This is a genomic window from Segnochrobactrum spirostomi, assembly GCF_009600605.1.
GTDB lineage: Bacteria > Pseudomonadota > Alphaproteobacteria > Rhizobiales > Segnochrobactraceae > Segnochrobactrum > Segnochrobactrum spirostomi.
Genome location: NZ_VWNA01000001.1, coordinates 2,448,756 through 2,474,077, shown reverse-complemented (window position 1 = coordinate 2,474,077; position 25,322 = coordinate 2,448,756). Strand labels below are relative to the sequence as shown.

Genomic DNA, 25,322 nt, shown 5'->3' with positions numbered 1-25,322 from the left:
CCCATTTCGATCCGCAGGCACCGCTCCCTTCTCCCCGCCCGCGGGGAGAAGGTGGGCCGGCAGGCCCGGATGAGGGGGCTTTTGCCAACCCATAACGCATTAAAATGAATAGATTTTCCCCTCATCCGCCCCTTCGGGGCACCTTCTCCCCAGCGGGGAGAAGGAGGGGAGAGGACGGTGAAACACGGCCGGTCTCGACGCATGACGGCGGCTCAAGGTTCATCGAACGATGAGGCTCACCCCTCCCCGTTCCGCACACCGGGCGCGAAGGTGCCGATGTCGGTGACGACGTCGGAGACGCGCAGCCGCTTCGTGGCGACGAACGGCAGCGGACGGCATACGTCGATGGCGGCAAGCCCGACCCGAGCCGTCATCAGGCCGTTGACGACGCCCTCGCCGAGCTTCGCCGAGATGCGCGTCGCGATGCCCTTGCCGACGAGCTCATGCAGGATCGAGTCCCCCGCCGCCATGCCGCCCGTCACCGCGAGGTGGCCCACGACGTGGCGGGCGAGGGTGACGAAGCCGAGGAAGCCGGGCCGGCCGCCATAGAGCCGGGCGAGCCGGCGGATCAGCGCCATCGACGAGGCGAGGACGAAGAGGAGATCGACGATCGCCCGCGGCGACAGGGCCGTCACCACCGAGACGCGCTTCGCGGCGTCGGTGACGAGGGCCCGGGCCTGGCGGTCGAGCGGCTCCAGAAGCTCCCGCTCGGCGAGGCCGACGAGGTCGCGGCCGTCGATGATTTCGGCGAGGTGGCCGGCAAGCGCGGCCCGGCCATGAGCCGTTTCCGGGCGTTCGCGCATCAGCCGCACGAGGTCGGCCACGACCGTCTCCGCCGCCGCACGGTCGTCGGCCGCCGCGGCGGTCTCGGCCCGGGTGCGCAGGTCCTCGATGCGCTTGAGCCGCAGGATCGCCACCGCCTCGCGCACGACGATCGCGAGCGCCCCGACGGCGGCCGCGGCGGCGAGCACGGCGGCAAGCCAGCCGAGCCAGTCGGCGCGGGCGAACAGATCCTCGATCAGCCGATCGATCGACAGGCCGATCCCGAGCGAGGCGAGGCCCCCGAGCCCGGTGAAGAAGAGGCCCGCCCAGGGCGCGCCGCGCCGCTTCGCCGGCACGACCGGCGGCCGGTCGTCGTCGTCCGGCTCCGGCTCGATCGCCGGGCGGGAGGGGTCGATGCGCTCCGTGGCGCCGGCCTCGACCATCACGGCCTCGTCGAGCCGGAAGGCGGCCGGGCGGCGCGGCGGGGTGTCCTCACCGATCATGCCAAACGGTCTCCGATGAGGAATTGCAGCGCCCGGTCGAGGCGGATGTGCGGCAGCACGAGACGAAGGCCGTCGGCGGAGCGTTCGAGTTGCGGCGGGCGGAAGCGCAGGAAGCGCAGCGCGCCGTCGCCCTCGCGTCGGCCGAACACCGCGGCGGGATCGGTCGGCAGGTCGCCGGGGAAGAAGGCGATCTCGGTCGCGCCGTCATAGGTCTCGCCGCCGACCGTCTCGCCGGCGATCGGCGTCCCCAGAATGGCCGGCAGACGCTCGCTGCCGCGCCGCACCGTCGCCTCGCGGGTGGCGCGCACGGCGGCGATGGCGAGCACGTCGACGGCGGCCCCCGAGAAGGCGGCGCGCTCGATCGCGGCGGCGACGAGGCGGGACAGGATCGCCTCGAGACGGTCGTGGTCGCGGTGATTGAGATGGTCGGCCTTGGTGGCGGCGAACAGGATGCGGTCGATGCGCCGGTCGACGAGGCCGCCGAGCCAGGAGAGCCGGCCGGGGCGGAAGGCGGCGAGCACGTCGGCGAGCACCCGTTCGAGCTCCCGCGTCGCCGCCGCGCCGTGGTCGAGGGCGGCGAGCGCGTCGACGAGGACGATCTGGCGGTCGAGCCGGGCGAAGTGCTCGCGGAAGAACGGGCGGACCACGTGATTGCGGTAGGCCTCGTAGCGCCGCGCCATCATGGCCGCGAGCGAGCCGCGCTCGCCCTCTGTCGGCACGAGCGGCGCGAAGGTGAGCGCCGGCGAACCCTCGAGGTCGCCCGGCATCAGGAAGCGGCCCGGCGGATCGGAGGCGAGCGCCTCCGGATCGGCGCGGCGCGCCTTCAGGTGGGCGGTGAAGAGGCCGGCGAGACGCCGGGCCTCCGCCTCGTCCTCTACCGCCTCGGGCGCGAGCGCTTCGATCGCGGCGAGGAAGGCCTGGCTTTCGGCGAGCGGCGGGCGGGCGCGCATGCGGGCGACTGTCTCGGTCGACCAGGTGGCGTAATCCTTGTCGAGGAGCGCGAGGTCGAGCAGCCACTCGCCGGGATAATCGACGATGTCGAGGTGGAGCCGGCCGCGCCCCAGGGTGCGGCCGAGGAAGGTCGCCGATTCATAATCGAGGGTGATGCGGAGTTCGGCGACCATGCGGGTCGAGTCCGGCCACACCCGCTCGTCGACGAGGGCCGCGATGTGTCGCTCGTAGTCGAAGCGGGGCACCGCGTCGTCCGGCTGGGGATCGAGGCGGGCGCCGGCGAGACGCCCCGACGACGCCGGCTCGAACAGAGGCAGCCGGCCGCCGTGAAGCAGCGTGTGGACGAGGGCGGAGATGAACACCGTCTTGCCCGCCCGGGACAGCCCCGTCACGCCGAGGCGGAGAGAGGGTGTGCCGAGCCCGCTGCGCTCGATCAGGGTGGAGACGATCTCCGCGGCGTCCCCGGTCAGGCTCGACAGGCGCAAGGCGTTGGCTCCGTTCGGGCGTCAGCGCCCGCGCCGTCGACATGTAGGCGTCGCATGCCGCAGTGCAAAGGATTGGATTGCACCGACGCCGTTTGCCGTTCGCTAACCATGGGCACGGGAACCGGATGACCGGTTGCCGCCTTAACTTCGCGGCAAGCGGCTTGGCGCATGATGGCGTTCGCGGGTGCTTCAGAGGCGCCCGGAGTTCGACGGCAGCGTAGGGCCGCCATGAGCGATCATGAGGAGAGGGTCATGCAGGCCCGCGTCAATCGTCTGGAAGCCCCGGTTCCGAATTCGGCCGCCACCGAGCTCGCGCTGATCGCGAGCCTTCTCGCGGCCGCGACCATCGTCGCGATCATCGGCGCCGCCGAGCCGATCGCCGGCCTCATCGCTTACGCGTTCGGGACCCTCTGACCTTTCCCCTTTTCTGCAATCGTGCCGGACGCCGTCAGCCGTCGAACCGGCGGCGCGCGTCGCGAATGTCCGGATGACGCTGCTCGGCCCAGGCGATGACCCCGCCGATCGGCGCCAACAGCGAGCGTCCGAGCTCGGTCAGCGCATATTCGACGCTCGGCGGCTTGGTCGGGTAGACGGTGCGGTCCACGAGACCGTCGCGCTCCAGATCGCGCAGGGACTGGGTCAGCATGCGCTTCGAGACGTCGGGGATCGCCCGGTGCAGCTCGCTGAAGCGCTTCGGCGCTTCGGCCAGCGCCATCACGATCAGCAGCACCCATTTTCCGGCCAGATGATCGAGCACGTCGCGGACTGGGCAGCGGGACGCATCGAAGCCCTGGGCCTGCCAGAAGCCGAACTGCGACGAGAGCACGGCACCCGCATCCTCCGCGCCCTCGTCCGACGCGGGTTCGGCGGCACGTTCGTCGGCACACGCGATGGACTGTGCGGGCAGCACCAGAGTTTCGAACTCGGTCCGGTCGGCCCGGCCGCGTCGGGGGAGGTTCCCTCCCGATAACCTAGTCACGAAAAACTGCCTCCTTATCAAGGCACCTAGCGGTCTCTATTCTAGACCTGCATCAGATCGAAGACCTTTACACGATCTTAGACCTGACCCCGATTTTAGACCAGCAAGGATATCCCCATGTCGACCCCCTCCCCGCGCATCCTCGTCACGGGCGCGAACGGCCACCTCGGCCGCCTCACCGTCCAGGCCCTCGTGAAGAGCGTGCCCGCCGATCGGATCGTCGCCACCGCCCGCTCCAAGGAGGCCGTCGCCGATCTCGCCGCGCTCGGCGTCGAGACCCGCGTCGCCGACTACGACAAGCCCGAGACGCTCATCGCGGCGTTCGCCGGCATCGGCCGTCTGCTCCTCATCTCCTCGAGCGCGATCGGCCAGCGCGAGCCGCAGCACCGCAACGTCATCGAGGCGGCGAAGGCCGCCGGCGTCGGCTTCGTCGCCTATACGAGCCTCCTTCACGCCGACACCTCGCAGCTCGGGCTGCGCGTCGAGCACCTCGCGACCGAAGCGCTCCTGAAGGCGTCCGGGCTCTCCTTCGCCCTGCTGCGCAACGGCTGGTACACCGAGAACTACAACGGCAACATCGGCCCGGCGCTGGAGCACGGCGTGGTGTTCGGCGCCTCGGGCGACGGCCGCATCGCGGCGGCGTCCCGTGCCGATTATGCGGCGGCGGCCGCCGCCGTTCTCGCCGGCGGCGACGAGCATGCCGGTCAGGTCTACGAACTCGCCGGCGACACCGCCTTCACCCTCGCCGATTGGGCGGCGGAGCTCTCGAAGCTCGCCGGAAAGCCGGTCGCCTTCAACAACCTGCCTGCGGCCGAATATCAGGCGCTGCTCGTGAAGTTCGGGCTGCCGGAGGGCTTCGCCGCGCTGCTCGCCGATTCCGACACGGGCGCTTCGAAGGGCGGTCTCTATGACGACAGCCACACCCTGAGCCGGCTGATCGGCCGCCCGACGACGCCGCTCGCGACCGTGCTCGCCGCCGCGCTGAAGGGCTGATCGCTCCGACATACGGCCGGCCCGACCACGCGCGTCGGGCCGGAGGATCTACACCGTCGCGGCCTTACGCGGCCGCGACGGTCACCTCGGTGCCCCATTCCGCGCAGCGCCGCGCCAATTCCGGCGGCAGCGGCGCGTCGGTGAACATGCGGTTGATCTCGGACAGCGAGGCGAGCCGCGCCGGGGCCGAGCGGCCGAGCTTCGAATGGTCGGCGACGAGAAAGACCCGCCGGGCCTGACGCAGGATCGCCTTCGAGACCCGGACCTCGGCGAGGTCGAAATCGAGCAGATCGCCGTCCTGATCGAGCGCCGAGACGCCGATCACCGCGATATCCACCTTGAACTGCTCGAAAAACTGCGTCGTCAACTCGCCGACGAGGCCGCCGTCGCTGCGCCGCAGCGCGCCGCCTGCGAGCATCACATCGCACGACGGATTGGCGACGAGCGTGTTCGCCACGTTCATGTTGTTGGTGATGACGGTGATGTTGCGATGGGCGAGGAGCTCGTGGGCGACCGCCTCCGTCGTGGTGCCGAGATTCATGATGAGCGAGGAATTCTCGGGGATCGCCGCGGCGCACGCCCGGGCGATCGCGACCTTGGCGGCCTCGTTCATGCGCCGGCGCTGCTCGTAGCCGATATTGGCGACACCGGCGCGCAAAATGGCGCCGCCGTGGACGCGGTCGAGCAGCCCGGCGTCGGCGAGTTCGGTCAGATCCCGGCGGATCGTCTGCAGCGTCACGTCGAATCGGCGGGCGAGGTCTTCGACGACCACCCGCCCTTCGGCCCGTGCGATTTCGAGGATTTCGGTCTGGCGGAAACTCAGGGCCACCGCAGTCTTCCTTTACATTCGCTTATGACGCGAATTTGCGCGCTTCGGATAGGGACGCGGATGTTGGCACCGGTACGGCGCCCTTGTCATCCCAAATTCCATGCTGCGCCGCGGTGGATTTCAGCGTGCAGGTGCGAAGCGTCCCCGACAAACCGCGCGCTCTTTTTGCAGTGCAATATGTTCGTTTAATTTCAAAAAGGCGCGAAAGCGAAAATCCGCATTGACCGCCCCGCGCTTTCGTCGCACGTTGGCTACAACGACAAGAGCGTCCGGGAAGGGCTTCGACGGTGTCCGTGGTCGACATCTTCATCGTGGGGGAGGCATCAACGGTTGCGGCATCGCGCGCGATGCCTCCGGCCGCGGCCTGTCGGTCGTCCTCGCCGAGCAGGGCGATCTCGCCCAGGCGACCTCGTCCTCCTCGACCAAGCTCTTTCACGGTGGCCTGCGTTATCTCGAATATTTCGAGTTCCGTCTGGTGCGCGAGGCGCTCGAGGAGCGCGAGACGTTGCTCGTCGCCATGCCGCACATCTCCTGGCCGATGCGCTTCGTGCTGCCGTGGCATGCCGGCATGCATTTCGACAGCGACACGCCGACCTCGCGGCTCCTGTCGACCGTGATGCCGTGGATGAAGGGCCGCCGGCCGGCCTGGCTGATCCGCCTCGGCCTGTTCCTCTACGACACCCTCGGCGGCCGCAAGATCCTGCCGGCGACCCGCACCCTCGATCTTGCCCGCGATCCGGCCGGCAAGCCGCTCAAGAAGAGCTTCCGCCACGCCTACGAATATTCCGATTGCTGGGTCGAGGATTCCCGCCTCGTGGTGCTCAATGCCCGCGATGCCGAGGCCCGCGGCGCCCGCATCCTGACCCGCACCCGCGTCGTCTCGGCGAGCCGCGAGGACGGTCTGTGGTCGATCGTCACCGAGGGTGAAGACGGGCGGACGGCCTACCAGGCCCGCGCCCTCGTCAATGCCGGCGGCCCGTGGGTCGAGGACGTGATCCGCAACGTCGCGCGGATCAATTCCTCCGAAGGCGTGCGGCTGGTGCGCGGCAGCCACATCGTGACGCGCCGGCTCTACGATCACGACCGCTGCTATTTCTTCCAGGGCGCCGACGGGCGGATCATCTTCGCGATCCCCTACGAGCAGGACTTCACCCTGATCGGCACCACCGACAAGGACCACAAGGGGGCGCCGGCGGAGGCCCGCTGCACCGACGAGGAGCGCGATTATCTCTGCGCCTTCGCGAGCGACTATTTCGAACGGCCGGTCACCGCCGCCGACGTGGTGTGGACCTATTCGGGGGTGCGCCCGCTCTACAACGACGGCGCCAAGTCGGCGACCGCGGCGACCCGCGATTATGTACTGAGCCTCGATACCACCGGGGCACCGATGCTCAACGTGTTCGGCGGCAAGATCACCACCTTCCGCCGCCTCGCCGAGCACGCCATGGAGAAGCTCGCTCCCGTCCTCGGCAACGATCGCGGACCCTGGACCGCACGGGTGCCGCTGCCGGGCGGCGACTTTCCCCACGACGGGGTCGCCGCGCTCATCGCGGGCTTGCGGCGCGATTATCCATTCCTCGATTCCTATTGGGCCGGGCGCCTCATTCGCGCCTACGGCACCGAAGCGCGTACGATCCTCGGATCGGCGCGCGACAAGGCCGATCTCGGGCACGATTTCGGCGCGACCCTGACAGAAGCCGAGCTCAAGTGGCTGATGGATCGCGAATATGCCCGGGAGGCCGCCGACGTGGTGTGGCGCCGCTCGAAGCTCGGGCTGCGCCTCGCGCCAGAAGACGTTGTCGCCATCGATGCATTCATGGCGGCCGAAAGAAAGAAGGCAGCCGCCGAATAATCGGCGGCGGGGAGGAAGACATGGCGCTGGAATTGGACGGGGTGACGAAGACCGTCGCCGGCCGGGCGCACATTCATCCGACGCATCTGACGCTGGAGCGCGGGACGATGAACGTGCTCCTGGGGCCGACCTTGTCGGGCAAGACCACCCTGATGCGGCTGATGGCGGGTCTCGAGGTGCCGAGCGCGGGCCGCCTGCGCTGGAACGGCGAGGACGTGACCGGCCAGCGGGTGCAGGACCGCAAGGTCGCGATGGTCTACCAGCAATTCATCAACTACCCGTCGATGAGCGTGTACGAGAACATCGCCTCGCCGCTGCGCCTGTTGCGCAAGAGCGCGGCCGAGATCGACCGCGATGTGCGCAAGGCGGCCGATCTCCTGAAGCTGACGCCGCTGCTCGCCCGCAAGCCGCTCGAGCTCTCCGGCGGCCAGCAGCAGCGCTGTGCGCTGGCCCGCGCCCTCGTCAAGGAAGCCGGGCTCGTCCTGCTCGACGAGCCGCTCGCCAACCTCGATTACAAGCTGCGCGAGGAATTGCGCGCCGAAATCCCCAACATCTTCGCCGAATCCGGCTCGATCTTCGTCTATGCGACGACAGAGCCCGAGGAGGCGCTGCTCCTCGGCGGCAACACCGCGACGCTGTGGGAAGGCCGGGTCACCCAGTTCGGGCCGACCGCCGAGGTCTACCGCAAGCCGAAGGACGCGTTGACCGCCCGCGTGTTCAGCGACCCGCCGATGAATTTCGTCCGGGTTTCCCGCACCGGCGGTCGCATCATGTTCGGCGACGGGCAGAGCGTCGAGGCCGCCGGCGCGTTCGCCGGGCTGCGCGACGGGCGCTATCTCGCCGGGTTCCGCTCGAACCACCTCGAGCTCGCGCGCCCCGCCGGCATCGGCGGCGCGCTCGAATTCCGCACCCGCGTCTCGGTCACCGAAATCACCGGCTCGGAGACCTTCCTCCACCTCGACCACGGCACGGACCGCTGGATCGGCCTCGTCTCGGGCGTCCACGACCGGGCGCCGGGGAGCGACCTGTCCGTCTGGCTCGATCCGGCCCACGTCTACGTGTTCGCCGAAGACGGCGGCCTCGTCGCCTCCGCGGCTTACGCGGCCGCGGCCTGAGAGGAGCGCACCATGGCCCGTATCACCCTCTCGAAACTCGCCCACTCCTACCTCGCCCATCCGACCTCGGACGAGGACTACGCCCTCAAGGAGATGGACCACGTCTGGGACGACGGCGGCGCCTATGCGCTGCTCGGCGCCTCCGGCTGCGGCAAGACCACCCTTCTCAACATCATCTCCGGCCTCGTCACGCCGAGCCAGGGGCGGGTGCTGTTCGGCGACCGCGACGTGACGATGGCACCGACCGCGGAACGCAACATCGCCCAGGTGTTCCAGTTCCCGGTCGTCTACGACACCATGAGCGTGCGCGACAATCTCGCCTTCCCCTTGCGCAACCGCGGCCGCGACGCCGCCTACATCGCCGACCGAGTACAGACCATCGCCCGCATGATCGGCATGGAGAGCGAGCTCGGTCGCAAGGCCCGCGGCCTCACCGCCGACGCCAAGCAGAAGATCAGCCTCGGCCGCGGCATGGTGCGCGAGGACGTCAATGCGATCCTCTTCGACGAACCGCTGACCGTCATCGACCCGCACATGAAGATGGAGCTGCGCGCGCAGCTCAAATCCGTGCACCGCGAGTTCGGGCACACGATGATCTACGTGACCCACGACCAGACCGAGGCGCTGACCTTCGCCGACAAGGTCGTCGTGATGCACGGCGGCCGCGTCGTGCAGATGGGCACGCCGGAGGAGCTGTTCGAGCGCCCCGGCCACACCTTCGTCGGCTATTTCATCGGCTCGCCGGGCATGAACCTGATCGAGGCGCGGGTCGAGGGGAGCGTCGCCCTCGTCGAAGGCGTCGCCGTGCCGCTCGGCGGCGCCTACGGCGCGCCGACGGGCCGGGTTCAGATCGGCGTCCGGCCGGAATTCGTCCGCCTCAGCGCCACGGAAGGCCTGCCGGTGCGCATCACCCGCGTCCAGGACGTCGGCCGCCACCGTATCGCCCGCGCCGAATTCTTCGGCCGCGAGCTCAACGCCATCCTGCCCGAGGGCGAGGGCCTCCCCGCCGACGCGAACCGCTTCGCCTTCGATCCCGCCCACACTCTCGTCTACGCGGACGATTGGCGCGTCAGCCCCGAGGGCGAACTTCAGGGAAAGGCCGCCTGATGGAAAAGACCGTCAACCACAAGGCCTGGCTGCTCGTCCTGCCGGTGCTCGTCCTCGTCGCCTTCTCCGCCGTCATCCCGCTCATGACGGTGGTCAATTATTCGGTCAACGACACGTTCGGCAACAACGCGTTCTTCTGGGCGGGTCTCGGCTGGTTCGACGACATGATCCACTCGGACCGGCTGTGGGGCGCCCTGTGGCGCCAGTTGATGTTCTCGGCGATCATCCTCGCGATCGAGGTGCCGCTCGGCATCTTCATCGCCCTCAACATGCCGAAGAAGGGCGTGTGGACCTCGGTCTGCTTGGTCCTGATGGCGCTGCCGCTGCTGATCCCGTTCAACGTCGTCGGCACCATCTGGCAGATCTTCGGCCGCGTCGATATCGGCCTCCTCGGCAACACCCTCGAGGCGATCGGCATCGACTACAACTACACCAACGATCCGGTGGACGCGTGGGCCACCATCGTCGTCATGGACGTCTGGCACTGGACGAGCCTCATCGCGCTGCTCTGCTATGCCGGCCTGCAATCGATCCCGCAGGCTTATTACCAGGCCGCCAAGATCGACCAGGCGAGCCGGTGGAAGGTCTTCCGCTACATCGAGCTGCCGAAGATGAAGGGCGTGCTCCTCATCGCCGTGCTGCTGCGCTTCATGGACAGCTTCATGATCTACACCGAGCCCTTCGTCGTCACCGGCGGCGGCCCCGGCAACGCCACGACGTTCCTCTCGATCGACCTCGTGAAGATGGCCGTCGGCCAGTTCGATCTCGGCCCGGCCGCCGCCTTCTCGATCATGTACTTCCTCGTGATCCTCCTGATTTCCTGGGTGTTCTACACCGTCATGACCAGCTTCGACCGGGAGGCGCGCTGATGGCCGAATTGACCCTCTCCGCCCCCGCCGCCCGCACCCGCGCGGGGGTCCGCATCAACGGCTCCGCCGTGGTGATGGTGCTCTATCTCCTGTTCCTGCTGTTGCCGATCTATTGGCTCGTCACCATGAGCCTGAAGACCAACCAGGAGATCACCTCGACCTTCACGCTGTGGCCGCGCGACCTGACCTTCGCCAATTACCACACGATCTTGACCGATCCGGCCTGGTACATGGGCTACGTCAACTCGATCACCTACGTGGTGATGAACACGGTGATCTCGATCACAGTGGCGCTGCCGGCGGCCTACGCCTTCAGCCGCTACACCTTCATGGGCGACAAGCACCTGTTCTTCTGGCTGCTGACCAACCGGATGGCACCGCCGGCGGTGTTCGCCCTGCCCTTCTTCCAGCTCTATTCGTCGATCGGGCTATTCGACACGCCGATCGCGGTGGCCCTCGCCCACTGTCTCTTCAACGTCCCGCTCGCGGTGTGGATTCTCGAAGGCTTCATGCGCGGCGTGCCGAAGGAGATCGACGAGACCGCCTATATCGACGGCTACAGCTTCGCGCGGTTCTTCGTGAAGATCTTCATGCCGCTGATCGCGAGCGGCATCGGCGTCGCGGCGTTCTTCTGCTTCATGTTCTCCTGGGTCGAGCTGCTCCTGAGCCGCACGCTGACCGCGGTCAACGCCAAGCCGATCGCCGCCACCATGACCCGCACGGTCTCGGCGAGCGGCATGGACTGGGGCGTGCTCGCCGCCGCCGGCGTCCTCACCATCATCCCGGGCGCGCTCGTGATCTGGTTCGTCCGCAACTACATCGCCAAGGGCTTCGCCCTGGGGAGGGTGTGATGTCGTCCACCCGTCGTTGGCCGATCGTCTACGTCGTCGTCGGCCTCGTTCTCCTCGCCGCGCTCGGCGCGCTCATCGCCGCGGTGCCCACCAAGGACGGCGCGACCGACTGGTTCGGCCCGATGATCCCCGGCGGCTGGATGGCCTGGACGCTGCCGATCGCGCTGTTCTTCTACGCGATCGCCTCGCTCCTCATCATCTTCACCGTTCTCGCGATCCGGTTTCCGGAGATTCCCCGCGTCGGCGTGCTGCGCATCGAGACGACGCGCGGCGACCGCCTCTTCATCTCGCTTCTGGGCTCAGCCTTTCTCTGCATCGGCTGGCTCGCTCTGTTCGGCGCACCGCTTTGGGGGGCGCTGATTCTCTGCCTCGTCTACGCCGTGGCGGTTTTCCGCTGGGTGTGACGGGGTGCGACGGCCCCGCCGGGGGATGGCCCGGCGAAGACCCGCATCCGGGAGGAGACAAGAACAATGAAACCGCTTCGCGCATCGACCGCGATGGCGCTCGCCCTGTTCGCCGTGGGAGGCCTTGCCACCGCAAGCCCCGCCTTCGCCGACATGGACGCCGCCAAGACGTTCCTCGACAAGGAAATCGGCCCCCTTTCGACGCTCTCGCGCGCCGATCAGGAAGCCGAAATGCAGTGGTTCATAGACGCCGCCAAGCCCTTCCAGGGCATGGAGATCAAGGTCGTCTCCGAGACCATCACCACCCACGAATATGAATCGAAGGTGCTGGCGCCCGCCTTCACCGCGATCACCGGCATCAAGATCACCCACGACCTCATCGGCGAGGGCGACGTGATCGAGAAGCTGCAGACCCAGATGCAGACCGGCGAGAACATCTACGACGGCTACATCAACGATTCCGACCTGATCGGCACCCACTGGCGTTACAAGCAGGTCCGCGACCTGACCGACTGGATGGCCGGCGAGGGCAAGGACGTCACCAATCCCGGCCTCGACGTCAACGACTTCATCGGGAAGTCCTTCACCACCGCTCCGGACGGCAAGCTCTACCAGCTTCCCGACCAGCAGTTCGCCAACGTCTACTGGTTCCGCTACGACTGGTTCACCGACCCGAAGAACAAGGCCGACTTCAAGGCGAAGTACGGCTACGACCTCGGCGTCCCGGTCAACTGGTCGGCCTACGAGGACATCGCCGAGTTCTTCACCGGTCGCGAGATCGACGGCAAGAAGGTCTACGGCCATATGGACTATGGCAAGAAGGACCCGTCGCTCGGCTGGCGCTTCACCGACGCGTGGCTGTCGATGGCCGGCAACGGCGACAAGGGCCTGCCGAACGGCAAGCCGGTGGACGAATGGGGCATCCGGGTCGACGATCACGATCGTCCGATCGGCTCGTGCGTCGATCGCGGCGGCGACACCAACGGCCCGGCCGCCGTCTACTCGATCAAGAAATATCTCGACTGGCTGAAGGCCTACGCGCCGCCCTCGGCCCAGGGCATGACCTTCGGCGAATCCGGCCCGGTGCCGGCCCAGGGTGAGATCGCCCAGCAGATCTTCTGGTACACCGCCTTCACCGCCGACATGGTGAAGGACGGCCTGCCGGTCGTGAACGCGGACGGTACCCCGAAGTGGCGCATGGCCCCCTCGCCCCACGGCGTCTATTGGAAGGAGGGCATGAAGCTCGGCTACCAGGACGCGGGGTCTTGGACGCTGATGAAGTCGACCCCGGTCGATCGCGCCAAGGCGGCCTGGCTCTATGCCCAGTTCGTCACCTCGAAGACCGTGGACGTGAAGAAGTCGCACGTGGGCCTCACCTTCATCCGTGAGAGCACCATCCGCGACAAGAGCTTCACCGAGCGCGCGCCGAAGCTCGGCGGCCTCGTCGAGTTCTACCGCTCTCCGGCCCGCGTGCAGTGGACCCCGACCGGCACCAACGTGCCGGATTATCCGAAGCTCGCTCAGCTCTGGTGGCAGAACATCGGCGACGCCGCCTCCGGCGCCAAGACCCCGCAGGAGGCGATGGATTCGCTCTGCGCCGAGCAGGAGAAGGTGCTTCAGCGCATCGAGCGCTCGGGCGTCCAGGGCGATATCGGGCCGAAGCTCGCCGCCAAGCACGACCTCGAATGGTGGAATAAGTACGCCGTCGAGCACGGCCAGCTCGCGCCGCAGCTCCCGCTCGCCAACGAGAAGGACAAGCCGGTCACCGTCGATTACGACCAGCTGATCAAGTCTTGGCAAGAGTGATCCGGCAGGAGTGATCCGACCGGACTGAATGAACCCGAGGCGGACCGGCGATACGCCGGCCCGCCTCGCCGCCTTGCCGGAGACGCTTTCGGCGCTTCCGCACACGGCCCTCACGCCCATCGCCCTCACGCGCATCGCCCTTGCGTGTGGGGCGCCCCGCGTGACCTCTCTGCGGTCATCCCCGGGCTTGTCCCCGGGACCCAGGGGCGGCGATCCCCGCGCTCATGGCTCCGGGTCCCCGCCACAAGGGCGGGGATGACGAGGAGTGGGTTCGAACACCCCTGATCCGGCCCTACGCGCCATAGTCACCCCGCGCGGGGAGAGGGCAGAAGGGCGAGGCCGGTGACACGCCATGCTCCGGGCGCTCTCCCGGGAAACTTCAGGTGGATTTCCCCATGACGCACATCCTCGCCATCGATCAGGGCACCACCTCGTCGCGGGCGATCCTGTTCGACGCCGCGATGCGCCTCAAGGCCGTCGCCCAGCAGGAATTCCCGCAGCATTTCCCGGCCTCCGGCTGGGTCGAGCACGACCCGGCGGACCTCTGGTCGAGCGTCGCCGGCACCGCGCGTGCCGCGATCGAGCAGGCCGGCCTCACCGGCGCCGACATCGCGGCGATCGGCATCACCAACCAGCGCGAAACGGTGGTGATCTGGGACCGGGCGACCGGCGAGCCGATCCACCGCGCCATCGTCTGGCAGGACCGCCGCACCGCCGATCTCTGCGCCCGCCTCAAGGCGGACGGCCTCGAACCGGAGATCTCCGCCAAGACCGGCCTTCTGATCGATCCCTATTTCTCGGCGACCAAGATCAAATGGCTGCTCGACCATGTCGAAGGCGCGCGCGAGCGGGCCCGACGCGGCGAGCTCGCCTTCGGTACCGTGGACTGCTTCCTGATCTGGAAGCTGACCGACGGCGCCGTCCACGCGACCGACGCCACCAATGCCGCCCGCACCATGCTCTACGACATCCGCGAGGGGCGCTGGGACGAGGCCTTGTGCGCCGCGTTCGGCGTGCCGATGGCGATGCTGCCCGAGGTGCGCGATTGCGCGGCGCCCTACGGCACCACGCGCCCCGATCTGTTCGGCCGGGCGATCCCGATTCTCGGCGTCGCCGGCGATCAGCAGGCGGCGACGGTCGGTCAGGCCTGCTTCCGCCCCGGCATGCTGAAATCGACCTATGGAACGGGCTGCTTCGCGCTCCTCAACACCGGCGACGACCTCGTCGCCTCGAAGAACCGCCTCCTCGGCACCATCGCCTACCGCCTCAAGGGCCGCACCACCTATGCCCTCGAAGGCTCGATCTTCATTGCCGGCGCGGTGGTGCAATGGCTGCGCGACGGCCTCAAGATCATCCGCCACGCCGCCGAGACCCATCCCCTCGCCGAGAAGGCGGACCCGGCGCAGGATCTCGTGCTGGTGCCGGCCTTCACCGGCCTCGGCGCGCCCTATTGGCGGCCGGATTGCCGCGGCGCCGTGTTCGGTCTCACCCGCAATTCCGGCCCGGCCGAATTCGCCCGCGCCGCGCTCGAAAGCGTCGGCTACCAGACCCGCGATCTCCTCGAAGCGATGCACGCCGACTGGAAGGACGCCACGGCGGAAGGCGTGCTCCGGGTCGACGGCGGCATGACGGCGAGCGACTGGACGATGCAGTTCCTCGCCGACATTCTGGGCGCTCCGGTGGACCGGCCGGTGGTGCGGGAGACGACGGCGCTCGGCGCCGCCTATCTCGCCGGCCTCGAAGCCGGGCTCTATCCGGACCCCGACGCCTTCGCCGCGACCTGGGCGTTGGAGCGGCGCTTCCTACCGGCTCTCGACGAGACGACGCGAACGGCCAAATATGCGCGCTGGCGCCGCGCCGTCGAGGCGACGATGGCGGCGTGACCCCCTGCGGCCGAGCAGCAAGATCGAGCGGACCCCGGAGACGACCATGCCTTCCTTCGCGATCCAGGCGCCGCCGCGTATCCTGTTCGGCCGTGGCGAGGCGGCGCGCGCCGCCGGGCTCGTCCGCCGGCTCAGTGACCGCATCGTCGTCGCCCACGGGGCGAACGCGGTGCGGGCGGCCTGGCTCATCGATGCGCTCACCGCCGAGGGCGCCGACGTGCTGCCGCTCCGCTGTCGCGGCGAACCGCTGCTGTCGGAACTCGAAGCCGGGCTCGAGGCGGGGCGGCGCTTCGGCGCGACGGCCGTGGTCGGCCTCGGCGGTGGCGCCGCGATCGATTTCGGCAAAGCCCTGGCGGCCCTGATCCCGTCGCAGAGCGCGCCGATGGACCATCTCGAGGTGATCGGCCGCGGCCAGCCGCTCGGCGCCGATCCGCTCCCCTACGTCGCCATACCGACCACCGCCGGCACCGGGGCGGAGGTCACCAAGAACGCCGTCATCGCGAGCCCGGAGCACGGCCGCAAGGTGTCGCTGCGCGACGACCGCATGATCCCCCGCGTCGCCATCGTAGATCCCGCCCTCACCGACGATTGTCCCCGCGCAACCACCCTCGCCTCCGGCCTCGATGCCGTCGTGCAGGTCATCGAGCCCTATGTCTCGTCGAAAGCGACGCCCTTCACCGACGCCATCGCTCGGCCCGCGATCGGCCGCGGCCTCGTCGCCCTCGCCCGTTTGATGGCGGACGGCGACCGCACCACCGACAGTGCCGCGGCGGACCCGACGGCGCGCGACGAGATGGCCTGGGTCAGCCTGTGCGGTGGGCTGTCGCTCGCGAATGCCGGGCTCGGCGCGGTCCATGGCCTCGCCGGTGTGATCGGCGGCCTCGTGCCGGCGCCCCACGGCCTCATCTGCGGCCGGCTGATCGGCCAGGTTCTGCGGGCCAACCGGGCCAGGGCCGACGGCCTGACTGCCCACCGGCTCGACGAGGTGTTCGCCGAGATCGCCCGCGTCCTCGGCGGCCCGGCCAACGACGCGCCGGAGACCCTGACGGCGTGGATCTCCGCCCAGGGTCTCGCCCCGATCGGCCGCTTCGGGCTCGGCCCCGACCGCTTCGCCGCGGTTGCCGCGGCGGCGCAGGCGTCGTCGTCCATGCGCGGAAACCCGGTGCCGCTCGCGGTCGAGGCGCTCGAAGCGATCCTCGTTCATGAGGCGAAAGCCTGAGACCGACCTCCCGGATCGCGCCGCTGCGCTCCGTTTGATCACGTCCTGGTGAGACGAGCGGAACCTTATGAAACTGCGGGCATTGTCTTCCCCGGAACCGAGACCGGGGGAGGACCGCGTGACGACGACGAGCGAACAGATCAAGGCGGCGCGGGCGATGCTCCGCTGGGACCAGAAGCGTCTTGCCGAGATGTCCCGGGTCTCGCTGCCCTCCGTGAAGCGCCTCGAAGCCCGACCCGGCCCGCTCGCCGCGCAGCCGCGCACCGTCGCCGCCATGGTCGGCGCGCTCGAGAATGCCGGCATCCGTTTCCTCGATGCGGGCGACGAGGGCGGAGCCGGCGCCGGGCCGGGTGTCCGCCTCGCTTATTCCGGGCCTCCGGACGAAGGGCTGCGGCCGGACGAACTCAGCGCGGCGAACGACGGCTGATCCTGAGCCGGGTTCCTCCCGGCAGCGGCGCGGCGATCTTTAGCCCAACGAACGACATGGTGCGGTGCGGAAGCGCGTTGCGGTTTTCGCGTTGTCGGATCATGGTGGCGCCGCCTCGACGCGTCCCGCCGCGGCCCGTGCGGGCCGCATGCGCGCCGATCCCGACATCACGGAGACCCTCCCCATGGCCAAAGCCCCCGTTCGCGTCGCAGTCACCGGCGCCGCCGGCCAGATCGCCTACTCCCTGCTGTTCCGCATCGCGAACGGCGACCTCCTCGGCAAGGATCAGCCGGTCATCCTGCAGCTCCTCGACCTGCCCCAGGCGATCAACGCCGTGGGCGGCGTCGTGATGGAGCTCGACGACTGCGCCTTCCCGCTGCTCGCCGACGTCGTCATCACCGACGACCCGAAGGTCGCCTTCCGCGATGCCGGCATCGCGATCCTCGTCGGCTCCCGTCCGCGCAGCAAGGGCATGGAGCGCGCCGACCTGCTCGCCGCCAACGCCGAGATCTTCAAGGTTCAGGGCCGCGCGCTCAACGACGCGGCGAGCCGCGACGTGAAGGTGCTGGTGGTCGGCAACCCGGCCAACACCAACGCCTATATCGCCCTTGCCTCCGCGCCCGACCTCGGTCCCGAGAACATCACCTCGATGATGCGCCTCGACCACAACCGCGCGGCCTCGATGGCGGCGAAGAAGGCCGGGGTCGCGGTCGAAGCGATCGAGAAGCTTGCGGTGTGGGGCAACCATTCGCCCACCATGTTCCCCGATCTCGCCCCTGCGTCCGCCGGCGGCCGTCCGCTCCTCGAGCTGATCCCCGATGAAGCCTGGCGCCGCGACGTCTACATCCCGACGGTGGGCAAGCGCGGCGCGGCGATCATCGAGGCGCGCGGCCTGTCGTCGGCCGCCTCGGCAGCCAACGCCGCGATCGACCACGTGCGCGATTGGGTGCTCGGCAGCAACGGCCGCTGGGTCTCGATGGGCATCGCCTCGGACGGCTCCTACGGCATCCCGGAAGGTCTCGTCTGCGGCGTGCCGGTGATTTGCGAGAACGGCAAGTTCGAGCGCGTGACCGGCATCGAGCTCGACGCCTTCGCGAAGGAGAAGATCGGCATCTCGCTCGCCGAGCTCGAGAGCGAGCGCGACGCCGTCCGCAGCCTGCTCGGCTGATGGCGATGGGCGTCCAGACCGAGAGAATATCCGGCTCGCCCCCTCCGGGGGAACGGGAGATCTCGGTCTGGACGCTGCCGACCGACATCATGGCCGCGGCCGACGGGCCGCGGCTGTCCGCCGTGCTCGACGAAGGCGAGCGGGCCCGGGCCAACGCCTTCCGCCTCGAAGACGACCGGCTCAGCTACTGTCTGGCACACGGGCTGCTGCGGCGGGCCTTGTCCACCCTCTCGCCCGGCATACCCCCCTCGGCCTGGCGGTTCGAGCGCGGCCCCCACGGCAAGCCGCACATCGCCGGCCCGATCGAGACCGACCTCGCCTTCAGCCTGTCCCACACCCGCGGCCTCGTGGCGATCGCGCTTGCCCGCGGCCTGGCGCTCGGGGTCGATGTCGAAGCCGACTCCCGCGACGTGAACGGCGTCGAGATCGCGACCCGGTTCTTTTCCCGCGACGAGGCGAACGCCCTGCGGGCGCTGCCGGCCGAAACCTGCCCGCGCGCCTTTCTCGCCCTGTGGACCCTCAAGGAAGCCATCGTAAAAGCCTCCGGCCGCGGGCTGACCCAGGATCTGTCAAGCTTCACCGTGGAACTCGACCGGCCGCCCAGGATCGCCTCCCACGATGCGAGCCTCGCCGACGCCTCGCGCTGGCGGCTGTGGCACGCCCGCACCGGCCGCCACCATCTCGCGCTCGCGGCGCTCGACGCCGACCCGGAGCATTGGACGATCGTCCACCGCCGCCTCGCCGGGTGGGATTCGCCGGTGCATTGAGCCGACCGCGCATTGTCGCCCGGTGCCGCTCGGCTCAGGCGTAGAGGCCGCGGCGTAAGCCTTCGATCCAGCGGCGGGCCTGCTCGACGCCGTCCTCGGGGCGGAACGCGGACGGGTTCAGACACCAGGCGAGCCAGAGCCCGTCCATCAGAGCCGTGAACGACACGGCCGCGAGCCGCACGTCGCCGACGAAGAACCCTTCCGCCCCGGCGAGGTCGGTGAAGAGGCGCTCGACGCTGTCGAGATAGTTCGAGTATTCGTGCCGCTGCGCGCTCGCCATGCGCGGCGAGTGCAGGATCAGCCCCCAGAACACCACCCACATGCCGAGCACGCCGCGGTCCATCAGGATCGGCGAGAACGAGGATTCGATGAAGGCGTCGAGCCGCGCCTGGGGCGTCTGCGGCGCCGCTTCGACGGCTTCGTTGACGGCCGCGAGAAGGCGGTCCGACATCAGGTCGAAGGCGTAGGCGATCAGCTCTTCGAGTTCGCCGAAATGATGGGTTATGAGCCCCGGGGAAACCCCCGCCTCGGCCGCGATCTGACGCACCGACACGCCCGCATGGCCGTGCTTGGCGACACAGCGCAACGTCGCCTCGCCGAGTTGGCGCCGACGATCTTCAGGAGCCTCGCGGCGGAACCGCGCCCGCGGCTCCGAATGGGGGGATGAAGGATCCAAGACGATACCGCCCATGACGCGCGCTCCGGCCAACACAACACGCGCCGCGCGCGATCCGGAGACACGATTCCTTTAAACGTGAAGAGTGCCCCCGCGCGCAAGGGGCCAAGGCGCAGCCGCTGTCCCATTATAGCTATACGATCGTATAATTCTTCTGGCGCTTGCCAAAAATCGTGTTTAGTCTCGTTCCAAATCGACCCGCCGACGATGCGGGCGAGGGGAACGAAGGTGAGACCATGGCGCGGGATCCCCGCTACGACGTGCTGTTCGAGCCGGTGAAGATCGGCCCGGTGACGGCGCCCAATCGCTTCTATCAAGTGCCCCACGCGAGCGGCATGACCAACGCGCTGCCGCGCGTGCGCGCCGCCTTCCGCGAGGCCAAGGCCGAGGGCGGTTGGGGCGTCATCTGCACCGGCGCCTGCTCGATCGACCCGAGCTCCGACGACGCGCCGCTGCCCTTCGCCAGCCTCTGGGACGACAACGACATCCGCGCCCACGCCTTGATGACGGATGCGGTCCACCGCCACGGATCGCTCGCCGGCGTCGAGCTCTGGCACGGCGGCGCCTCGGTGATGAACCGCGCGAGCCGGCTGCCGCCGCTGTCGCCCTCGGGCATCCCCTGGATGGCGACCCATGTCGGCTTCATGGGCAACCTGCGCCCGAAGACCATGGACCGGGCGGACCTCAAGGACGTGCTCGCCTGGCAGGCCGAGGGCGCCCGCAAGGCTCGCACCGCCGGGTTCGACATCGTCTATGTCTATGCCGGCATGGGTTATCTCGGATACGAGTTCCTGCTGCCGGAATATAACCAGCGCACCGACGAATATGGCGGCTCGATCGAAAACCGGGTGCGCTTCGTCCGCGAGCTGATCGACGTCACCAAGGACGCGGTCGGCAAGGATTGCGGCGTCGCGCTGCGCATCAGCCTCGAGGAATTGCGTGGCCGCCCCGGCATCCATGCCGAATCCGAGGCGCACGAGGTGATCGCGCTCCTCGCCGACGTGCCCGACCTGTTCGACGTGAAGATGGATTCGAGCCCGACCGATTGCTCGGCCTCCCGCTTCACCGGCGAGGGCAGCCACGAGCCGGTCATCGACTTCGTCAAAAAGCTCACCGAGAAGCCCGTCGTCGGCGTCGGCCGCTTCACCTCGCCGGACGCGATGGTGTCGCAGATCCGCCGCGGCGTGCTCGACCTCATCGGCGGCGCGCGGCCGTCGATCGCCGATCCCTTCCTGCCCCGCAAGATCGCCGAGGGCCGGCTCGAAGAGATCCGCGAGTGCATCGGCTGCAACATCTGCATCTCGAGCTGGCACGACGGCGTGCCGGTGCGCTGCACCCAGAACCCGACCGCGGGCGAGGAATGGCGCCGCGGCTGGCATCCCGAGCGCGTCGAGCAGGCCGAGCGGCCGGAGCGGGTGCTCGTCGTCGGCGCCGGCCCGGCCGGCCTCGAATGCGCGTTGACGCTCGGCCGCGGCGGCCATGAGGTGACGCTCGCAGAAGCCGGCCGCACGCTCGGCGGCCGCCTCGCCTTCGAGACGAGGCTCCCCGGCCTCTCCGCCTGGGGCCGCGTGGTCGACTACCGGCGCGGCCGGCTCGAGGCGATGGACAACGTCTCGATCTATCTCGAAAGCGCCCTCGGCGTGGACGACATCCTCGACCTCGCCCCCGATCATGTCGTGGTCGCGACCGGGGCGCGCTGGACGCCGATGCTCTATTCCGCGATGGAGATCCCGGTCGGCCGGCTCGACCACCCGAACGTCTTCACCCCCGACGACATCGCGGCCGGGCGCCTGCCCGACGGGCCGACGCTCGTGTTCGATTTCGACAATTATTACATGGGCGGGGTGCTGACCGAGCATCTCGCGGCCCAGGGCCTCGCGGTCTCCTACGCGACACCGGCCGGCCAGGCCTCGGCCTGGACCATCATGACCAACGAGCTGCCGCTGGTGCACCGGGCGCTGTCGCGCCGCAAGGTCGCGGTGACGACGCTCCACATCCTCGCCGATTTCGACGGCGAGACGGCGACCCTGAAGCACCTCTTCACCGGCGAGGAAACGCGGATATCCTGCCGCGCGGTGCTGATCGTCGGCTTGCGCCTGCCGCGCTCGGAGCTTTTCGACGCCCTCACGGCGCGGGCCGCCGACGTGGCCGCCGCGGGCATCCGGTCGGTCGAGCGGATCGGCGACACGCTGGCGCCCGGCGCGATCGCCCACGCGGTGCACAGTGGCCACCGGCTGGCGCGGACGCTCGGCGCCGCGGCACCGGACCGGCTCTATCGCCGGGACGCGCCGATCGTGGAGGTCGAGCCGGGCTTCGTCGCCCGCATCGCCGCCGAGTGAAGCCGAGGCCGGAGGGATCGCCCGCCGTGAGCACCGCCGCCGCCCCGCCATCGCCCTGGTCGATCGCCTCGCCCCTCGCCGGCGGGGCGCTCCATGCCGCGGGCTCGGGCCTGTTCCACACGCTTCTGCCGCTGCGCCTCATCGCGGCCGGCGAAGGTGCGGACGCGGTCGGCCTCGTCGTCATGGCGGAAGGGGCGGGCTTCCTTCTCGGTTGCCTCGGCTCGGTGCGGCTCGTTCGTTCGGTCGGCGAGGTCCGGGCCTACGCCGCCTTCGCCGCCGCCTCCGCCGTGCTCATCCTGACCCTCGGCTTCGAGCCGCGCGTCGCCGTGTTCATGGCGATCCAGGCGGTCACCGGCTTCGCCAATGCCGGCCAGTCGGTCATCATCGAAAGCTGGCTCAACGCCCTCGTCTCGAACGAGCGGCGCGGCCGGGTGCTGACCCTCTACGTGCTCGTGCTCGGCCTGTTCTACGGCCTCGGCCAGCTCGCCGCACGCACCATCGATCCGAGCGGCGACGCCATGCTGATGATCGCCGCCGGCCTCTATGCCGCGGCCCTGGTGCCGGTCACGGCGGTGCGGGTCGACGAGCCGCTGCACCACGCGCCGGTCGGCTTCCGCCTGCTCGCGGCGGCGCGCACCTCGCCGCTCGGTACCTTCGCGTGTCTGGCGACCGGGCTCATCTCCTCGACCTTTTCGAGCATCGGCCCGCTCTACGGGCTGCATCTCGGCTTCGCCCAGGACCGCATCGTGCTCCTGATGGCGGCGACCCAGCTCGGCGCCCTGTTCCTGCAATTCCCGCTCGGCGCCCTCTCCGACCGCTGCGACCGACGGCGCATGATGATCTGGCTGATCGGCGCGCTGGCGCTCATCTGCGCCGCCTTCCTGGCGGTCGACGGCGCGACGCCGTTCTGGCTCCTGATCGTGATGTTCTCGGTGTTCGGCGGCGTCGCCGAGATCTTCTATCCGCTCGGCGTCGCCCACGCGAACGACCGCGCGGCGCCGGCGGCCTTCGTCTCGCTGTCCTCGAACCTCCTCCTCACCTGGGCGCTCGGCGGCACGATCGGCCCGGCGGTCGCGGCCTTCGGGGTGGAGCGGTTCGGCGCGGCCTCGTTCTTCTGGTACGCGCTCGCGGTTCTGGTGCCGTTCGCCGCCCTCGCCCTCACGCGCCGCCTCGAACCGCCGGTGGTCGGATCGCGGGAGGAGTTCGTCGCCTATCCGCAAACCTCGCCGGCCGTCTACGAATGGGCGCCGCACAAGGATCTGCCGGCGGGACAGCCGACCGCCGCGCGCCCGACCGGGGAGGGCACGCCGTGACGCGCATCGTCGAGACCTTCCCGCGCGCCGTGCGCTGCCTCGATCCGGTGTTCATCCCGCTCTCCGACGGCGTGCGCCTCGCGGCGACGATCTGGCTGCCGGAGGACGCGGCCGAGAAGCCGGTCCCCGTGGTGTTGGAGATGATCCCCTACCGCCGCCGCAGCGGCACGGTGTGGCGCGATCTCCTGATGCACCCTTATGTCGCCGGCCACGGCTTCGCCTGCTGCCGGGTCGATCTGCGCGGCTCCGGGGATTCCGAGGGGCTCCTCGACGACGAATATACCGAGCAGGAATTCGACGACGCCGAAGAGGTGATCGCCTGGCTGGCCGCGCAGCCCTGGTCCACCGGCGCGGTCGGCATGACGGGAATTTCCTGGGGCGGTTTCAACGCGCTCCAGGTCGCCGCCCGCCAGCCGCCGGCGCTCAAGGCGATCATCGCGCTCTGCTGCTCAGACGATCGCTATGCCGACGACGTCCACTATTATGGCGGCGCGCTCCTCACCGAGGATGCGATGTGGTCGTCCTTCATGCTGGCGCTCGGCGCGCTGCCGCCGGACCCGCAGATCGTCGGCCCCCGCTGGCGCGAGATGTGGGAGGAGCGGCTCGCCGCGACCACCTGCTGGTCCGAAACCTGGCTGCGCCATCAGCGCCGCGACGCTTATTGGCGGCGCGGCTCGGTCTGCGAGGATTTCTCGAAGATCCAGGTCCCCGTCTACGCGATCAGCGGCTGGGACGACACCTACACCAACGCGGTGCCGCGGCTCCTCGCCGGCCTCTCCGGCCCGCGCAAGGGCCTGATCGGGCCGTGGACGCACCTCTATCCCTTCCTCGGCAATCCGGGGCCGGCGATCGGCTATATCCAGGAAGCGATCCGCTGGTGGCGGCACTGGCTCGAAGGCGAGGACACCGGTCTCCTCGACGAGCCGATGCTCGCCGCCTGGATCACCGAACCGCACGCGCCGCGGCCGTTCTATCCCGACCATCCCGGCCGCTGGGTCGGCGAGCCGATGTGGCCGCCGCACGACCGCGCCCCGACCGTGCTGCACCTCAACGCGAGCGGCCTCGGCGCGGCGGCCGAGCCGGGGCGCACGCTGGTGCTGCGTTCCCCCGTCACCGCCGGGCGCGATTGCGGCCGCTATGGCGGCTACGGCGGCACGGTGCCGGACATGCCCGGCGACCAGCGCCGTGAGGACGGCATCGGCCTCGCCTTCAACACCGCACCCCTCGAGGCCGATCTCGATCTCCTCGGCGCCCCCGTCGTCGAGATCGAGGGCGTCTCCGACGAGCCGCTCGCCACCCTCACGATCCGCCTCTGCGACGTCGCCGAGGACGGCACCTCGACCCTCGCGACCTGGGGCGCGCTGAACCTTTCCTTCCGCGACGGCTTCGCCGAGCCGAAGCCGCTCGTGCCCGGCGAGCGCTTCCGCGCCCGGATCGTGCTCAACGATCTCGGTCGCCGCATTCCGGCCGGCCACCGGCTCAGGCTCGTGCTCGCCGACCAGCACTGGCCGATCCTGTGGCCGGCGCCCCGCATGGCCACGCTGCGCTTCGACAGCGGCGCCGGACGCCTTCTGCTGCCGGTGCGCCCGCAGCGCGCGGACGAGACCGCCCCGACCTTCCCGCCGCCCGAGACGTCGGCCGGCGTGCCCTATGTCGAGACGGAGCCCGAGCGCCACACCCGCGCGATCAAGATCGAGGCCGGCAGCGGTCGCGAAATCATGACGCTCGCGAGCGACCACGGCCGCCAGATCCTCACCGACCGGGCCGTCACCACGGCCTCGCGGGTGGTCGACCGCATGGAGATCGTCGAGGGCGATCCCTTGTCGGCGTGCCTCGACACAAGCTGGGTGTACGCGTTCCAGAGCGGTGAGGCGGACGTCGAGACGCGCTCCCACGTCACGCTGACGGCCGATGCGGAGCGCTTCCGCCTGCGCTGGCGGCTCGAGGCGCGGGAGAAGGACAAGCTGACCTTCGAACGGGAGGGGGAGGCATGGATCGCGCGAGACCACCTCTGAAGCCCACGA

22 protein-coding genes are annotated in these 25,322 nt (G+C 69.4%); 17 read left to right on the top strand and 5 right to left on the bottom strand.

What is annotated here, in order from left to right:
- Positions 1-236 precede the first annotated feature (236 nt).
- Complete coding sequence (locus F0357_RS11155) at positions 237-1,265, bottom strand: YcjF family protein (RefSeq protein ID WP_153481199.1); 1,029 nt, start codon at positions 1,263-1,265, stop codon at positions 237-239.
- Entirely contained in the window at positions 1,262-2,701 is a 1,440-nt protein-coding gene (locus tag F0357_RS11150; RefSeq protein WP_153481195.1) for a YcjX family GTP-binding protein, read from the bottom strand. Before F0357_RS11150 ends, F0357_RS11155 begins: the two co-directional genes overlap by 4 nt.
- Positions 2,702-2,953: 252 nt before the next feature.
- On the opposite strand from F0357_RS11150, the gene F0357_RS11145 reads away from it, so the two are divergent.
- Positions 2,954-3,115 (top strand): hypothetical protein, encoded by a 162-nt coding sequence (locus F0357_RS11145; protein ID WP_153481191.1) that lies wholly within the window; start codon positions 2,954-2,956, stop codon positions 3,113-3,115.
- 34 nt (positions 3,116-3,149) lie between these two features.
- On the opposite strand, the gene F0357_RS11140 is transcribed toward F0357_RS11145, so the two are convergent.
- Complete coding sequence (locus F0357_RS11140) at positions 3,150-3,527, bottom strand: winged helix-turn-helix transcriptional regulator (RefSeq protein WP_312861703.1); 378 nt, start codon at positions 3,525-3,527, stop codon at positions 3,150-3,152.
- Positions 3,528-3,797: 270 nt separating this feature from the next.
- Between F0357_RS11140 and F0357_RS11135 the strand changes: the two genes are divergently transcribed.
- Positions 3,798-4,673, top strand: coding sequence for an SDR family oxidoreductase (locus F0357_RS11135; RefSeq protein WP_153481187.1), 876 nt, complete (start codon positions 3,798-3,800; stop codon positions 4,671-4,673).
- A 64-nt stretch (positions 4,674-4,737) separates the two neighbouring features.
- Here F0357_RS11135 and F0357_RS11130 read toward each other — a convergent pair whose 3' ends face one another.
- The gene (locus F0357_RS11130) at positions 4,738-5,502 is read right to left on the bottom strand and encodes a DeoR/GlpR family DNA-binding transcription regulator (RefSeq protein ID WP_312861545.1); all 765 of its coding nucleotides are present in this window, start codon (positions 5,500-5,502) and stop codon (positions 4,738-4,740) included.
- Between the two features lie 322 nt (positions 5,503-5,824).
- Here F0357_RS11130 and glpD point away from each other — a divergent pair, with 322 nt between their 5' ends.
- The 12 genes from glpD to F0357_RS11070 all read left to right on the top strand — a co-directional run bounded on the left by glpD (position 5,825) and on the right by F0357_RS11070 (position 18,970).
- Positions 5,825-7,354, top strand: coding sequence for a glycerol-3-phosphate dehydrogenase (gene glpD / locus F0357_RS11125; RefSeq protein ID WP_312861702.1), 1,530 nt, complete (start codon positions 5,825-5,827; stop codon positions 7,352-7,354).
- 20 nt (positions 7,355-7,374) lie between these two features.
- Complete coding sequence (locus F0357_RS11120) at positions 7,375-8,469, top strand: ABC transporter ATP-binding protein (RefSeq protein ID WP_153481181.1); 1,095 nt, start codon at positions 7,375-7,377, stop codon at positions 8,467-8,469.
- 12 nt (positions 8,470-8,481) lie between these two features.
- On the top strand, positions 8,482-9,576 hold the full coding sequence (locus tag F0357_RS11115) for an ABC transporter ATP-binding protein (RefSeq protein ID WP_153481178.1): 1,095 nt from the start codon (positions 8,482-8,484) through the stop codon (positions 9,574-9,576).
- Positions 9,576-10,445 carry a carbohydrate ABC transporter permease gene (locus F0357_RS11110; protein ID WP_153481175.1) on the top strand — a complete coding sequence of 290 codons (870 nt, stop codon included), beginning with the start codon at positions 9,576-9,578 and terminating at the stop codon, positions 10,443-10,445. The genes F0357_RS11115 and F0357_RS11110 overlap by 1 nt, the downstream gene beginning before the upstream one ends.
- Positions 10,446-10,519: 74 nt before the next feature.
- Positions 10,520-11,296: a carbohydrate ABC transporter permease gene (locus tag F0357_RS11105; RefSeq protein ID WP_246161643.1), complete on the top strand. Its 777-nt coding sequence runs from the start codon at positions 10,520-10,522 to the stop codon at positions 11,294-11,296.
- Entirely contained in the window at positions 11,296-11,700 is a 405-nt protein-coding gene (locus F0357_RS11100) for a DUF2160 domain-containing protein (protein ID WP_153481170.1), read from the top strand. Before F0357_RS11105 ends, F0357_RS11100 begins: the two co-directional genes overlap by 1 nt.
- A gap of 93 nt (positions 11,701-11,793) precedes the next feature.
- The gene (locus F0357_RS11095; protein ID WP_153486689.1) at positions 11,794-13,506 is read left to right on the top strand and encodes an ABC transporter substrate-binding protein; all 1,713 of its coding nucleotides are present in this window, start codon (positions 11,794-11,796) and stop codon (positions 13,504-13,506) included.
- A 395-nt stretch (positions 13,507-13,901) separates the two neighbouring features.
- Positions 13,902-15,389 carry a glycerol kinase GlpK gene (gene glpK, locus F0357_RS11090; protein WP_153481167.1) on the top strand — a complete coding sequence of 496 codons (1,488 nt, stop codon included), beginning with the start codon at positions 13,902-13,904 and terminating at the stop codon, positions 15,387-15,389.
- A gap of 46 nt (positions 15,390-15,435) precedes the next feature.
- On the top strand, positions 15,436-16,608 hold the full coding sequence (locus F0357_RS11085) for an iron-containing alcohol dehydrogenase (protein ID WP_153481158.1): 1,173 nt from the start codon (positions 15,436-15,438) through the stop codon (positions 16,606-16,608).
- A 118-nt stretch (positions 16,609-16,726) separates the two neighbouring features.
- Entirely contained in the window at positions 16,727-17,035 is a 309-nt protein-coding gene (locus F0357_RS24520; protein ID WP_312861544.1) for a helix-turn-helix domain-containing protein, read from the top strand.
- Between the two features lie 184 nt (positions 17,036-17,219).
- Positions 17,220-18,203, top strand: a complete 984-nt coding sequence (locus F0357_RS11075; protein WP_153481155.1) for a malate dehydrogenase — start codon at positions 17,220-17,222, stop codon at positions 18,201-18,203.
- A gap of 5 nt (positions 18,204-18,208) precedes the next feature.
- Entirely contained in the window at positions 18,209-18,970 is a 762-nt protein-coding gene (locus F0357_RS11070) for a 4'-phosphopantetheinyl transferase family protein (RefSeq protein WP_208948291.1), read from the top strand.
- Between the two features lie 34 nt (positions 18,971-19,004).
- On the opposite strand, the gene F0357_RS11065 is transcribed toward F0357_RS11070, so the two are convergent.
- Complete coding sequence (locus F0357_RS11065) at positions 19,005-19,661, bottom strand: TetR/AcrR family transcriptional regulator (RefSeq protein ID WP_153481149.1); 657 nt, start codon at positions 19,659-19,661, stop codon at positions 19,005-19,007.
- 221 nt (positions 19,662-19,882) lie between these two features.
- On the opposite strand from F0357_RS11065, the gene F0357_RS11060 reads away from it, so the two are divergent.
- The 3 genes from F0357_RS11060 to F0357_RS11050 are packed head-to-tail and all read left to right on the top strand — an operon-like array spanning position 19,883 to position 25,313.
- Positions 19,883-21,985, top strand: a complete 2,103-nt coding sequence (locus tag F0357_RS11060) for an oxidoreductase (RefSeq protein WP_153481146.1) — start codon at positions 19,883-19,885, stop codon at positions 21,983-21,985.
- Between the two features lie 26 nt (positions 21,986-22,011).
- On the top strand, positions 22,012-23,298 hold the full coding sequence (locus tag F0357_RS25200) for an MFS transporter (RefSeq protein ID WP_153481142.1): 1,287 nt from the start codon (positions 22,012-22,014) through the stop codon (positions 23,296-23,298).
- Complete coding sequence (locus F0357_RS11050) at positions 23,295-25,313, top strand: CocE/NonD family hydrolase (RefSeq protein ID WP_312861543.1); 2,019 nt, start codon at positions 23,295-23,297, stop codon at positions 25,311-25,313. The genes F0357_RS25200 and F0357_RS11050 overlap by 4 nt, the downstream gene beginning before the upstream one ends.
- Positions 25,314-25,322 lie beyond the last annotated feature (9 nt).